General features: G+C 69.9%; 14 protein-coding genes. 12 read left to right on the top strand and 2 right to left on the bottom strand.

Annotation, left to right across the window (positions count from 1 at the left end):
- Positions 1-63 precede the first annotated feature (63 nt).
- The 6 genes from ACFVT1_RS17400 to ACFVT1_RS17375 all read left to right on the top strand — a co-directional run bounded on the left by ACFVT1_RS17400 (position 64) and on the right by ACFVT1_RS17375 (position 5,870).
- The gene (locus tag ACFVT1_RS17400; RefSeq protein WP_389795998.1) at positions 64-738 is read left to right on the top strand and encodes an urease accessory protein UreF; all 675 of its coding nucleotides are present in this window, start codon (positions 64-66) and stop codon (positions 736-738) included.
- A 40-nt stretch (positions 739-778) separates the two neighbouring features.
- Positions 779-1,471, top strand: a complete 693-nt coding sequence (ureG, locus tag ACFVT1_RS17395; RefSeq protein ID WP_389795996.1) for an urease accessory protein UreG — start codon at positions 779-781, stop codon at positions 1,469-1,471.
- Positions 1,472-1,491: 20 nt separating this feature from the next.
- Entirely contained in the window at positions 1,492-2,313 is an 822-nt protein-coding gene (locus tag ACFVT1_RS17390; protein ID WP_389795995.1) for an urease accessory protein UreD, read from the top strand.
- 58 nt (positions 2,314-2,371) lie between these two features.
- Positions 2,372-3,829 carry a menaquinone biosynthesis decarboxylase gene (locus tag ACFVT1_RS17385; RefSeq protein ID WP_389795993.1) on the top strand — a complete coding sequence of 486 codons (1,458 nt, stop codon included), beginning with the start codon at positions 2,372-2,374 and terminating at the stop codon, positions 3,827-3,829.
- Complete coding sequence (gene mqnP / locus ACFVT1_RS17380) at positions 3,826-4,743, top strand: menaquinone biosynthesis prenyltransferase MqnP (RefSeq protein WP_389795992.1); 918 nt, start codon at positions 3,826-3,828, stop codon at positions 4,741-4,743. The genes ACFVT1_RS17385 and mqnP overlap by 4 nt, the downstream gene beginning before the upstream one ends.
- Before the next feature lie 398 nt (positions 4,744-5,141).
- A complete protein-coding gene (locus ACFVT1_RS17375; RefSeq protein ID WP_389795990.1) occupies positions 5,142-5,870 on the top strand; it encodes a DUF4232 domain-containing protein in 729 nt (242 codons plus the stop codon).
- A gap of 28 nt (positions 5,871-5,898) precedes the next feature.
- On the opposite strand, the gene ACFVT1_RS17370 is transcribed toward ACFVT1_RS17375, so the two are convergent.
- Positions 5,899-6,462, bottom strand: coding sequence for a rhomboid family intramembrane serine protease (locus ACFVT1_RS17370; RefSeq protein WP_389796218.1), 564 nt, complete (start codon positions 6,460-6,462; stop codon positions 5,899-5,901).
- Positions 6,463-6,652: 190 nt separating this feature from the next.
- Here ACFVT1_RS17370 and ACFVT1_RS17365 point away from each other — a divergent pair, with 190 nt between their 5' ends.
- On the top strand, positions 6,653-7,327 hold the full coding sequence (locus tag ACFVT1_RS17365; protein WP_362199335.1) for a UbiX family flavin prenyltransferase: 675 nt from the start codon (positions 6,653-6,655) through the stop codon (positions 7,325-7,327).
- A gap of 29 nt (positions 7,328-7,356) precedes the next feature.
- On the opposite strand, the gene ACFVT1_RS17360 is transcribed toward ACFVT1_RS17365, so the two are convergent.
- A complete protein-coding gene (locus ACFVT1_RS17360) occupies positions 7,357-7,491 on the bottom strand; it encodes a hypothetical protein (protein ID WP_362199338.1) in 135 nt (44 codons plus the stop codon).
- A 132-nt stretch (positions 7,492-7,623) separates the two neighbouring features.
- Between ACFVT1_RS17360 and ACFVT1_RS17355 the strand changes: the two genes are divergently transcribed.
- The 5 genes from ACFVT1_RS17355 to ACFVT1_RS17335 all read left to right on the top strand — a co-directional run bounded on the left by ACFVT1_RS17355 (position 7,624) and on the right by ACFVT1_RS17335 (position 12,230).
- Positions 7,624-8,079 (top strand): Lrp/AsnC family transcriptional regulator, encoded by a 456-nt coding sequence (locus ACFVT1_RS17355; protein WP_362199341.1) that lies wholly within the window; start codon positions 7,624-7,626, stop codon positions 8,077-8,079.
- A 90-nt stretch (positions 8,080-8,169) separates the two neighbouring features.
- Positions 8,170-9,333 (top strand): aminofutalosine synthase MqnE, encoded by a 1,164-nt coding sequence (gene mqnE / locus ACFVT1_RS17350; RefSeq protein ID WP_389795988.1) that lies wholly within the window; start codon positions 8,170-8,172, stop codon positions 9,331-9,333.
- Between the two features lie 109 nt (positions 9,334-9,442).
- Positions 9,443-9,967, top strand: coding sequence for a GNAT family N-acetyltransferase (locus ACFVT1_RS17345; RefSeq protein ID WP_389795986.1), 525 nt, complete (start codon positions 9,443-9,445; stop codon positions 9,965-9,967).
- A 164-nt stretch (positions 9,968-10,131) separates the two neighbouring features.
- The gene (locus ACFVT1_RS17340; RefSeq protein ID WP_389796216.1) at positions 10,132-10,386 is read left to right on the top strand and encodes a DUF4229 domain-containing protein; all 255 of its coding nucleotides are present in this window, start codon (positions 10,132-10,134) and stop codon (positions 10,384-10,386) included.
- A 488-nt stretch (positions 10,387-10,874) separates the two neighbouring features.
- Positions 10,875-12,230 carry a dicarboxylate/amino acid:cation symporter gene (locus tag ACFVT1_RS17335; RefSeq protein ID WP_389795984.1) on the top strand — a complete coding sequence of 452 codons (1,356 nt, stop codon included), beginning with the start codon at positions 10,875-10,877 and terminating at the stop codon, positions 12,228-12,230.
- Positions 12,231-12,423 lie beyond the last annotated feature (193 nt).

Here is a 12,423-nt window from a genome sequence, read left to right as displayed (position 1 = left end):
TCCCGAGCGACGAGCTGTGAAGCGTGAGCTTCGACGATGAGTGACGGAAGGTGACCTGGGAAAATGAGCCGTGCCGCGCTGTTCGTCCTGGCCGATGGCCGCTTCCCCGCCGGAGGGCACGCGCACTCCGGAGGAGCCGAGCCGGCCGTGGCCGCGGGCCGTGTCAAGGATGCGGACTCGCTGGAGGAATTCTGCCGGGGGCGGCTGCACACCGCGGGCCTGGTCGCGGCGGCACTGGCCGCTGCGGCCGCCGCGGGCCACGATCCGCTGGAGCTGGACGAGGCCGCCGACGCCCGTACTCCGGTACGGGCGCTGCGGACCACCGCCCGCAAGCTGGGGCGGCAGATGATGCGGGCTGCCCGTGCGACCTGGCCGTCGGCCGAGCTGGACGCACTGGCCGCGGCCCGGCCGCGCGGCGCGCACCAGCCGGTGGTGCTGGGGCTGGCCGTGCGGTCGGCCGGACTGGCACCACTGGATGCCGCGTACGCGGTGGCGTACGAAGCCGTCAGCGGGCCGGCCACGGCGGCGGTCCGGCTGCTGGGCCTGGACCCGTTCGACGCCACCGCCGTCCTCGCCCGCCTCGCCCCCGACCTCGACCGGACCGCCGCCGCGGCGACCGCGGCCGCCGAGCGCACCCCCGAGGAGGGGATCGACGCCCTGCCCGCCGCCTCCGCGCCGCTGCTCGACATCACCGCGCAGCAGCACGCCGCCTGGGCGGTACGCCTCTTCGCCTCCTGACCTCCACGACCACTGAACACCACACAGGACCGGAGTCCGTATGCACCTCGACCACGCAGAGACGTTTCCCGAGCGCCACACCTACAGTGCTGACCCCCAGCGTCCCGACGGCACCAGGCGTGCCCTGCGGATCGGCCTGGGCGGACCGGTCGGTTCGGGCAAGACCGCCACGGTCGCAGCCCTGTGCCGGGCGCTGCGCGACGAGTTGTCCATCGCGGTGGTCACCAACGACATCTACACGCGCGAAGACGCCGAATTCCTGCTTCGCGAAGCCGTACTGCCGGCCGAGCGGATCACCGCGGTGGAGACCGGTGCCTGCCCGCACACCGCCATCCGCGACGACATCTCCGCGAACCTCGAAGCCGTCGAGGACCTGGAGGCCGGCGTCGGCCCCCTCGACCTGGTCCTGGTGGAATCGGGCGGCGACAACCTCACCGCCACCTTCTCCAAGGGCCTGGTCGACGCCCAGATCTTCGTCATCGATGTCGCCGGCGGCGACGACATCCCGCGCAAGGGCGGCCCCGGCGTCACCAGGTCCGACCTTCTCGTCGTCAACAAGACCGACCTCGCCCCGTACGTCGGCTCCGACCTGGAGAGCATGGCGCGCGACGCCGAGGTCCAGCGCGGCCACCTCCCCGTCGCCTTCACCTCCCTCAAGACCGAAGGCGGTGTGAAACCGGTCGCCGACTGGGTCCGTGAACGCCTCACCGACTGGACCGCGGGCCTCGCGTGACTCTCGTACCCCCGCCGGCCGTGCCGGCTCCTCAGCGGACAGTTGTGGGCGTACGGGCCACCGCTCGCATCACGGCGACCGCCAGGGGCGGCACCACCACGCTGCCCGTCCTCGACGGCGACGGGCCCTTCGAGCTGCGGCGCCTGCGCTCACACGGGAGTGAGGCGCGGGTATGCGTCGTCGGCGCCATGAGCGCCCCCCTCGGCGGTGACCGACTGAGCATCGAAGCCACCGCCCAGCAGGGCGCGGTGCTGCACATCACCTCTGCCGCAGCGACCCTCGCCCTGCGGGGGCCGACCTCCGAGCACGCCACCTACGACGTGCATCTGACCGTGGGGGAGCACGCTCAGCTCCACTGGCTCCCCAAGCCGTTGATCTGCGCGGGCGGCAGCGATCTGCGCCAGACCTGGACCGTCGACCTCGCACCCACCGCACGGCTCGTGCTGCGTGAGGAACAGATCCTGGGACGCACCGGCGAATCACCCGGCCACGTGGCGACCCGTCTCACCGTCCGGCGGGGTGGGCGCACTCTGCTGTGCCAACAGGCCGAATACGGACCGGGCGCACCCGGCTGGGACGGCCCCGCGGTCCTCGCCGGCCATCGCGCGGCTGGTCAGCTCCTGATCGTAGACCCGGTCTTCGAGGAGACGCCGCTCGAAGTCCAGCTGTTCGGCGGCGCTCCGGAAGAAGGCCAGGCCGTGCTGACGCCGCTCGCCGGCCCCGCCGCGCTGGTCACCGCCGTCGCGCCGGACGGCCTTCACCTGCGCCGCCTCCTCGACACGGCACAGGCCACTTCCCGCCGTCCCGTCCCTGGCGGATACGAGCGCGTTCGCGTTCCGTGAGGGCCGCCGAGGTGGGGCACCCCAGGTGATCGCCAACGGTGATGACAAACTGGACGGCATGGCTTACGACGATCTTCGTTCCCTCCTCCGGGCCCTGGAGCGCGAGGGCGAGCTCAAGCGCATCAAGGCCGAGGTCGACCCCTACTTGGAGGTCGGCGAGATCGTCGACCGGGTGAACAAGGCGGGCGGGCCCGCGTTGCTCTTCGAGAACGTCAAGGGGTCCTCGATGCCCCTGGCCATGAATGTGTTCGGGACCGACAAGCGGCTGCTCAAGGCGCTCGGGCTGAAGTCGTACGCCGATATCAGCGACAAGATCGGCGGGCTGCTCAAGCCGGAGCTGCCGCACGGTTTCGTCGGGGTGCGGGAGGCCTTCGGCAAGCTCGGCTCGATGGTGCACGTGCCGCCGAAGAAGGTGAAGCAGGAGAGCGCCCCGGTGCAGGAGACCGTCCTCACCGGCGACGACGTGAACCTGGACCTGCTGCCCGCGCTCTTCACCTGGCCCGAGGACGGCGGCTCCTTCTTCAACTTGGGCCTCACCCACACCAAGCACCCGGAGACCGGCGTACGGAACCTGGGGCTGTACCGGCTCCAGCGCCACGACCGCCGCACCATCGGAATGCACTGGCAGATCCACAAGGACAGCCGCAACCACTACCAGGTCGCCGCCAAGCGCGGCGAGCGGCTGCCGGTCGCCATCGCGTTCGGCGCGCCGCCCGCGGTGACGTACGCCTCCACCGCGCCGCTGCCGGGGGACATCGACGAGTACCTCTTCGCCGGGTTCATCCAGGGCAAGCGGATCGAGATGGTCGACTGCAAGACCGTGCCGCTCCAGGTCCCGGCGCAGGCGGAAGTGGTCATCGAGGGATGGCTGGAGCCCGGGAAGATGCTTCCCGAAGGCCCGTTCGGCGACCACACCGGCTTCTACACGCCGCAGGAACCGTTCCCCGCACTGACCATCGACTGCGTGACCATGCGGAAGCGTCCGTTGCTCCAGTCGATCGTGGTGGGCCGGCCGCCGACCGAGGACGGGCCGCTGGGACGCGCCACCGAGCGGTTCTTCCTGCCGCTCCTCAAGATCATCGTGCCCGACATCGTGGACTACCACCTGCCGGAGGCGGGCGGCTTCCACAACTGCGCGATCGTCTCGATCGACAAGAAGTACCCGAAGCACGCCCAGAAGGTGATGAGTGCCATCTGGGGCGCGCACATGATGTCGCTGACCAAGCTCATCGTGGTCGTGGACTCCGACTGCGACGTCCACGATCTGCACGAGGTGGCGTGGCGGGCGCTCGGCAATACGGACTACGCGCGGGACCTGACCGTCGCCGAGGGGCCGGTCGATCATCTCGACCACGCCTCCTACCAGCAGTTCTGGGGTGGCAAGGCGGGTATCGACGCGACGAAGAAGTGGCCCGAGGAGGGGTACACCCGGGACGGGGGCTGGCCGGACATGGTCGAGTCCGACCCTCGGACGGCAGCGAAGGTCGACCGTCGGTGGAAGGAGTACGGACTGTGAGCGCCGCCGAAGCAGCACTGGGCTCGGAGCCCGTACGGCCGAACGGCAAGGTGAAGGCGTTCCTGCGGCTCGTGATGATCGAGCACTCGGTCTTCGCGCTGCCCTTCGCCTACATCGCCGCCCTGACCGCGATGTTCCGGGAGGACGGATCCGTCCACTGGGTCACGCTGCTGCTGGTCACCATCGCCATGGTCGGGCTGCGGACGTTCGCGATGGCCTGCAACCGGATCATCGACCGGGAGATCGACGCCCACAACCCGCGCACCGCGGGCCGGGAGCTGGTCACAGGGGCGGTGTCCGTGAAGTCGGCGTGGACGGGGGCGGTCGTCGCGGTCGTCTTCTTCCTCGGGGCGGCCGCCCTGCTGAACCCGCTCTGTCTGGCGCTCGCGCCGGTCGCCGTCGTCCCGATGGTGGTCTATCCCTACGGGAAGCGGTTCACCCACTACCCGCACGCCATCCTCGGCATCGCGCAGGCCATAGGGCCGATCGGCGCCTGGCTGGCGGTGACCGGCAGCTGGTCGTGGGACGCGGTGATCCTCGGCCTCGCGGTCGGGATCTGGATCGGTGGCTTCGACCTGATCTTCGGCTGCCAGGACGTCCAGGCGGACCGGGCGCACGGGGTGCTGTCGGTGCCGGCCCGGTTCGGGATTCCGGCCGCGCTCTGGGGGGCGCGGGTCTGCCATGTCGTGACGACCGGGCTGCTGGTCTGGTTCGGGCTGGCCACTGAGGCCGGACTGTTCTACTGGATCGGCATGGTGATCGTCGCCGTCGCGTTCGTGTACGAGCACCGGGTGGTGCGGCCGCACGATCTGTCCCGGCTGAACCGGGCGTTCTTCTCGGTCAACGGCTTCATCGGGATCGCGCTCTTCGCGTGCGCGCTGCTGGACCTGCTGGTGCGGGGCCTGACCGTCTGAGCCTGCCCGACGAGGCAGGTCGCCGGTTGTGGTCAAGGACCGGCGCGTCACGGGTCCGTCCCAGTGGGCTGAGGGCGCCAACAGGTGCGGAACGGTGGTGGGAACCGCCGTCCCGGCCGGCCGGCGGCGTGCCCCGGCGCGGTGCGGCGGGCCGTGTCCGGCCCCTGTTTCCCTTGCCGGGCGGCGGCAGGGAGCGGGTGCGGCGGGGCGGGTGCGGGCGGGGGGCATGCCCGGTGGTGGTGCGCGTTGTGCCCGGCTGTGCGTGTAACAGGGGTGTATTAGCGGGCGGTTGGGCGGAACGGGCCGCCGGGCCGGGCGGCTCTCTGTGATCAGGAACGCTCGCTCGTACCGACCGTGACGAGCGGCCGACACCCCCCACCGACACTGAGGAAAAAACGATGCGTGTACAGAAGCTCACCTTCGCCGCCCTGGTTGTTGTCGCCGGTCTCTCGCTCACGGCCTGTCAGAACGGCGAGGACGACTTGGGACAGACCGCCCCGTCGGCTGCGTCCTCCGCGTCTTCCGCGGGCGGCGGTTCGGGCTCGGGCGGCTCGGGCTCGGGCGGCTCGGACCAGGACGGCGGGAAGGACTCGGCCGGGAAGGGGTCCGGCGGACAGGGGGCCGGCGGGCAGGGTGCGGCCGGCGGGAAGGGGTCCGGCGGACAGGGCGCGGCTGCCGGGACCGGGTCCGCCGGGAACGGCAAGGTCGGCAAGTGCCGCACCGACGACCTGGACATCACCGCGTCGGACAGCACCGTCGGCGGCGACACCGAGGGCACCGTCGCGGTGGAGCTGAAGAACGGCGGCGGCCGGGACTGCGTGCTCTCCGGGTACGCGGGCGTCGACCTGAAGACCAGCGCGGGGTCGCTGTCCGCGAAGCGCACCGGTGAGAAGACCACCCCGATGATCCTCAAGGACGGGAAGTCGGTGTACTTCGGCGTCAACTACCCGATCAACAAGTCGGGCGGCTCCGGCGTCCGCATCACGGCCCTGGTGGTGACCCCGCCGGACGAGACCAAGTCGTTCTCCCTCGAATGGCCGGGCGCCGCCACGCTGCCCGCCACGGACGGCTCCGGCTCCCCGGTGAAGGTCGGCCCGATGGGGAGCGCCGGTCAGGGCGAGGGCTGACCCGGACACCACGGGCTCCGTCCGAGCTCTACGGTACGAGCGGCCGGGCGGGCGGCACCGCGCCCCGGCCGCGCGCGGGGCGGCGGAAGACGAACGCCGCCGCCACACCCGCCGCCAGTCCGAACAGGTGGCCCTGCCAGCTGACCGAGGTGTTGGCGGGGGATATCCCCAGCAGGATCGACGAGCCCCAGGTCGCGCCGATCACCAGGCCGGCGCCGATGTCGAGGAGTCTGCGGTCCACGAAGCCGCGGACCAGCAGATAGCCGAAGAGGCCGAAGACCAGCCCGGACGCGCCCGCCGTGTTGGAGTGGTCCGGCGCGACCAGCCAGATGCCGAGGCCGTCGACCACGATGATCAGCGCGGCCACGGCCGCGAACCTGCGCAGGCCGCCCAGCGCGGCCAGGAAGCCGAAGACCAGCAGCGGCACGCTGTTGGACGCGACGTGGCCGAAGCCGAAGTGGATGAAGGACGCGGGCACGACGTCCAGCAGTTCGCCGAGCCGGCGCGGCTCTATCCCGAAGGTGTCCAGCGAGTGGCCGGTCGCCGCGTCGACGGCTTCGAGGATCCAGAGGAGCGCGACCCAGCCCAGCATCAGCTTGGCCGCGGCCTTGGCACGGTCGCCCGTGCCCCACGCCGACGCGAATCGATCCGACGATGCGGCCACCGATGCCCCCTGCCGTCCTGTGTCGTCCCTGTCCCCACTTCGAAACGCCTGGGGCACCTTCCGCGGTTCCGGTTTTGCGCAGCCGGATAGGCTCGGGGGTGTGGATTCCGGGACTTCAGTGAGTCAGCACCAGCGACAGCCTTGGATTGTCGGGGTTTCCGGTGCTTCGGGCACCCCTTTCGCCGCCTCCGTGCTGCGCGGTCTGCTGGCCGCGGGGGAGAGCGTCGACCTGGTGGTGAGCCGGGCGTCGCGGCTGACGCTGCTGGACGAGACCGGGATCGCGTTCCGCGACGCACACTGGCGGGAGGACCTGCGCAGCTGGCTGGCGCGCGGGGCGGACGGGAAGCCGCACACCTTCGACGTGGGCGACGCGGACATCGAGGGCGTACGGCACTGGGCGGCCGGTGATCTCGCCGCGGGGCCGTCCTCGGGGTCGTACCCGGCGAAGGGGATGCTGATCGTCCCGGCCTCGACGGCGTGTGTGGCCGGGGTGGCGCTCGGGCTCTCGAAGGATCTGCTCCAGCGGGCCGCGAGCGTGACGCTCAAGGAGCGGCGGAAGCTGGTCGTCGCGGTGCGGGAGACCCCGCTCAACGGGCAGACGCTGAAGCATCTGGTGAGCCTGGACGAGGCGGGCGCCGTGGTGCTGCCCGCCTCTCCGGCGTTCTACGCGGGGGCGACGCACATCCAGGATCTGGTGGACTTCGTCGCGGGGCGGGTACTGGACGCGGCGGGGGTGCCGCACGGTCTGTACCGCCGGTGGGAGGGAGAGCTCGGTGGCGGCTCTCGCGGCTGAGGCGGACCTCAGGCGGAAAGGGCCTGTGGTCAGCGCTTCTTCGTGGCGCGCGGGTTGCGGGCCTTGTCGACCCGGTGCGCGGCGGCGGGCTGGTGGGCACGCGAGCGGTTGGCCAGGTCCTGCAGCTCGCGCATCCGGGCGTAGGCCATCTCGATCGTGTACACGGTTTTCTCACTCCTGAAGATTCGAAAGCATTTTTTGGATGTTCGGGAAGATTTGCAGGCGATGAAGCCTGCATGCCTTAGATTCTACACGTAGACTCGCGATACTGCTGAACAATGGAAGGTTTCAGTCATATGGACGCGGTGGACAGGCAGCTCATCCAGGCCCTCAGGGAGAACGGCAGGGCCTCGTACGCCGAGCTGGGGCGGCTCGTGGGGCTCTCCGGGCCCAGCGTCACCGACCGCATCAACCGGCTGGAAACCGCCGGTGTCATCACCGGCTACCGCGCCACCGTCGACGCCGCGGCGCTGGGACTCGGCGTCACGGCGCTGATCGGCATCTCGCTCTCCGACGCGGCCGATCACGAGGACGTGGCGCGCCGGCTGAAGGACCTCGCGGAGATCGAGGACGCCTGGTTCATCGCGGGCGACGACTCGTACATGCTCAAGGTGCGCGTCGGTGACGTGGACGGCCTGGAGAGGACCATTCGCCGGCTCAGTGGCACGAAGGGCGTCTCGCGCACGCGCACCACGATCGTGCTCTCCACCAAGTGGGAGAACCGGGTCGGGGAACTTCCCGAAGAGGCGTAGGCGTAACGTGGTGGGGCCCCCGGGGGACCGGGGGTTTCGCCCGGTATCGCCGGGACCGGCACAGCACGTCGACACCTGGGAGGCAGCCGCATGGACGTTGGGCTCAAGCGCGAGCTGGAGGAGAAGGTCCGCGCAGGGGAGCGGCTGACCCGTGAGGACGGCATCGCCCTCTACGAGTCGGACGACCTGGCCTGGCTCGGCGGCCTCGCCCATGAGGTGCGTACGTGCAAGAACGGCGACGTCGTCCACTTCAACGTCAACCGGCACCTCAACATGACCAACGTGTGCACCGCGTCGTGCGCGTACTGCTCGTTCCAGCGCAAGCCGGGCGAGAAGGACGCGTACACCATGCGCATCGAGGAGGCCGTCCGGCTCGCGAAGGCGATGGAGGGCGAGAGCCTCACCGAGCTGCACATCGTCAACGGGCTGCACCCCACCCTGCCGTGGCGTTACTACCCGCGCTCGCTCAGCGCGCTGAAGGAGGCCCTGCCGCAGGTCTCCCTCAAGGCGTTCACCGCCACCGAGATCCACCACTTCGAGACCATCTCCGGCCTCTCCGCCTCCGAGATCCTCGACGAGCTGATCGAGGCCGGTCTGGAGTCGCTGACCGGTGGCGGCGCGGAGATCTTCGACTGGGAGGTCCGCCAGCACATCGTGGACCACGACACCCATTGGGAGGACTGGTCGCGCATCCATCGCCTGGCGCACGAGAAGGGTCTCAAGACCCCGGCGACGATGCTGTACGGGCACATCGAGGAGCTCCGGCACCGTGTCGACCACGTGCTGCGGCTGCGTGAGCTGCAGGACGAGACCGGCGGCTTCCAGGTCTTCATCCCGCTGCGCTACCAGCACGACTTCGTGGACATGAAGGACGGCAAGGTCCGCAACAGGCTCCAGGCCCGGACGACGATGGCGACCGGCGCCGAGGCGCTGAAGACCTTCGCCGTCTCGCGGCTCCTCTTCGACAACGTCCCGCACGTCAAGGTCTTCTGGGTGATGCACGGCGTGCAGACCGCCCAGCTCGCGCTGCAGCACGGTGCCGACGACATGGACGGCTCGGTCGTCGAGTACAAGATCACGCACGACGCGGACAACTACGGCACGCCGAACAAGCTCGGCCGCGAGGATCTGCTCGACCTGATCCGTGACGCGGGCTTCAGGCCCGTCGAGCGCAACACCCGGTACGAGATCATCCGCGAGTACCCGGGCCCGGACGCCGAGCGGCGCGAGTCGCCGCAGCCGATGCGCGTCTGACGTTCCGTCTCCAGTCGCCCCGTACGAGAGCCCCGGCCGCCGGCCGGGGCTTTCCCGTGTGCTGGACATGACCTTGTAGCGCCGGTTCTGTAATGGTTAATCTTCACCTATGGCACTTACGTTTGAGTGGGATCCCTCGTTCGACCGCGATCTGCGGGACGGTATCGCCGGGCTGTGGACCGATGTCTCCAACGCGGGCGGCGCGGTCGGCTTCGTGCCGCCCGTCACGACCGATGACATCCGGCCCGAGCTGGTCCATCACCTCGTCGCCATGGCCGAGGGCCGCACCCGCCTCCTCGTCGGCCGCGACGAGGAGGGTGCCGTCGCCGCCACGGCCTTCCTCGCCCTCAACACGCACCGGCTGATGACCCACTGGCTCTGGCTCTACACGGTGATGGTCCATCCCCGCCACCAGGGCAAGGGGTACGGACGCGATCTGATGGACGCCGCAGCGGAGGCGGCCCGGGGGATCGACGGGATCGAGGCGATCCGGCTCACCTGCCGCGGAGGCACCGGTGTCGACCGCTTCTACGCCTCGTGCGGATACAAGGAGGTGGGGCGGGTGCCCGACGCGATCCGGGTGGCCGAGGGGGACGACCGGGACGACATCATCATGCTGCTGCCGCTGGGCTGAGAGCCCGCGGCGAACGCGGCGGACCCCTTTTGACACGGCCCTCCGAAGTGATCGATTCCGGGGCATGCTTCACTGGTCGGGCAGGATCGTAGGACCGTCGTACGTAGAGAGAGGGGCCAACTGTGTCCGCTGCCAAGCCGAGCGCGACCATTCGGTACACCGCGATGCGCCTCAGCATCTTCGTAGGCTGTTTCCTCGTCGCAGCCGTGGCCGTCCACTTCGGCCTGCTGCCCTCCGGGACGAACGGCTCCAACATCGTCTGGGTCATCCTCCTCGCCCTGGTCCTTTCCGCGCCGCTCAGCTACGTGCTGCTGCGCAAGCAGCGTGACGAGATGTCCGAGCAGATCGTGTCCACCGTCGACCGCACCAAGGCGCGGCTCGAAGCGAACCGGACCCGTGAGGACCACGTCACCCCGTGACGACCGGGCCTGCCGGGCTCGACCGTGCGTGTCGGGCTCGACCGGGCCTGCCGGGCTCACCGGGTGAGGAACGACGTGGTGGCCGCGTAAAGGCTGCGTAAGGTTCCTCACACCCGCACCGTTTCCGTACCGAACCCCAGTGCCGGAGCTACCGCTCCTGAGCTGGGGTTTCGTCGTTCTCGCAGGCATGCCGGGCGCTTCGGTGCCCGCGTCGGCGCTCAACGGGGGTCAAAGAAGACCTTTGAGGATCTCAAAGTTCAAGTGTTAACGTGTTCGACATGAAGACAGCAGTGCGCCATCGATTCGCCGCGAGCGTCCCGCTCGTGGAGCGCCTGCACGTCGATCTCTGCCGCTGTATGTCCGCGGTCTGTCGTCGCAACGTCTGAACCGGCCCCATGCAGCGGCGCCGCCCCTGGCGCGGGCGCCGCACCCCCGTCCCCCGCACGGCGTTCCCGTGCGCCCCGATGCGTCACATCTGGAGTGTGTCCGTGTCCGCGAATCCCGCGTCCGCCGCCGCGACCGACAGCCCGTCCGGCTCCGGCTCCGGTTTCCGTATACCCAAGGTCCCGTTCTGGGCCCAGATAGTCGCCGGTCTCGTCCTCGGCGTCGTCCTCGGGTGGCTTGCCCGTTCGTACGACGTCGACTGGCTCTACACCACGCTCGACAAGGTCGGCCACATCTTCGTCCAGCTGCTGAAGCTGGCCGTCGCGCCGCTCGTCTTCTTCGCGATCCTGGTGTCGATCACCAACCTGCGCAAGGTCAACAACGCCGCCCGGCTGGCCACCCGCACCCTGCTCTGGTTCATGATCACCTCGCTGATCGCGGTCGCCATCGGCCTCGCGATCGGCCTGATCACCAATCCGGGCTCCGGTACGGGACTGACCCCGAAGGATGGCAAGCTGCCGGAGCACGCGGGCTCCTGGCTGGACTTCCTCACCGGCATCATCCCGGACAACGTGATCACCCCGTTCACCGAGCTGAACGTCCTCCAGATCGTCTTCATGGCCGCCGTCGCCGGTATCGCCGCCCTTCAGCTCGGCGAAAAGGCCCAGCCGATCCTCACCCTCAGCGAGTCCGTCCTGGAGCTCCTCCAGAAGGCCCTGTGGTGGGTCATCCGCCTCGCCCCCCTCGGCACCGTCGGCCTCATCGGCTACGCGATCGCCGACTACGGCTGGGACCTGATCGGCAAGTACGCGACGTTCACCGCCGACATCTACATCGGCTGCGCCCTGGTGCTGTTCGGCGTGTACCCGCTGCTGCTCGCCACCGTCGCCAAGCTCAGCCCGCTCCAGTTCTACAAGGGCGCCTGGCCGGCGATCCAGCTGGCCTTCGTCTCCCGCTCCTCGGTCGGCACCATGCCGGTCACCCAGAAGGTCACCGAGCGCCTCGGCGTCCCGAAGGAGTACGCGTCCTTCTCGGTCCCGTTCGGCGCCACCACCAAGATGGACGGCTGCGCCGCGATCTACCCGGCGCTGGCGGCGATCTTCATCGCGCAGATCTTCGACGTCCAGCTGGGTGTCGGCGACTACGTCCTGATCGCGTTCGTCTCGGTGATCGGCTCGGCGGCCACCGCCGGTCTCACCGGCGCCACGGTCATGCTGACCCTCACGCTGTCGACGCTGGGCCTTCCGCTGGAGGGTGTCGGTCTGCTCATGGCCATCGACCCGATCCTGGACATGATGCGCACGGCCACCAACGTGGCGGGCCAGGCGCTGGTTCCGGTGATCGTCTCGGCCCGCGAGAAGATCCTCGACCACGACGCGTACAACGCGGCCTCGTCCTCCCCGGTCGACGCCGCCGAGGTGCGTGACACCGAGCCGCAGCGCGTGCCGGTCGCCGCGTAGTCCGACGCCATGTGGCCTCCTCTCCTCCGATCGGGGGAGGGGAGGCCACGTCGCGTTTTCCGGGGGTGCTGCCGCTGATGCTCCGCCGACGGGGCCGGACGCGGGGCAGCCGGCCATGTGGCCGGAACGGCTGCCCGCTCCGTACGACGACGGCGAGACCCGCGCCGTACTCTTACCGGGGAGTGGCACAGCG

Source organism: Streptomyces sp. NPDC057963 (genome assembly GCF_042887155.1).
GTDB lineage: Bacteria > Actinomycetota > Actinomycetes > Streptomycetales > Streptomycetaceae > Streptomyces.
The sequence above is the reverse complement of the archived record's forward strand: the minus strand, read 5'-3'. Positions and strand labels throughout refer to the sequence as shown.

Excerpts from the sequence above, each read along its gene's own strand:
- ACFVT1_RS17400 (WP_389795998.1), top strand. The coding sequence starts at position 64 with ATGAGCCGTGCCGCGCTGTTCGTCCTGGCCGATGGCCGCTTCCCCGCC.
- ureG (WP_389795996.1), top strand. The coding sequence starts at position 779 with ATGCACCTCGACCACGCAGAGACGTTTCCCGAGCGCCACACCTACAGT.
- ACFVT1_RS17385 (WP_389795993.1), top strand. The coding sequence starts at position 2,372 with ATGGCTTACGACGATCTTCGTTCCCTCCTCCGGGCCCTGGAGCGCGAG.
- ACFVT1_RS17375 (WP_389795990.1), top strand. The coding sequence starts at position 5,142 with ATGCGTGTACAGAAGCTCACCTTCGCCGCCCTGGTTGTTGTCGCCGGT.
- ACFVT1_RS17370 (WP_389796218.1), bottom strand. The coding sequence starts at position 6,462 with ATGCTGGGCTGGGTCGCGCTCCTCTGGATCCTCGAAGCCGTCGACGCG.
- ACFVT1_RS17355 (WP_362199341.1), top strand. The coding sequence starts at position 7,624 with ATGGACGCGGTGGACAGGCAGCTCATCCAGGCCCTCAGGGAGAACGGC.
- mqnE (WP_389795988.1), top strand. The coding sequence starts at position 8,170 with ATGGACGTTGGGCTCAAGCGCGAGCTGGAGGAGAAGGTCCGCGCAGGG.
- ACFVT1_RS17345 (WP_389795986.1), top strand. The coding sequence starts at position 9,443 with ATGGCACTTACGTTTGAGTGGGATCCCTCGTTCGACCGCGATCTGCGG.
- ACFVT1_RS17340 (WP_389796216.1), top strand. The coding sequence starts at position 10,132 with ATGCGCCTCAGCATCTTCGTAGGCTGTTTCCTCGTCGCAGCCGTGGCC.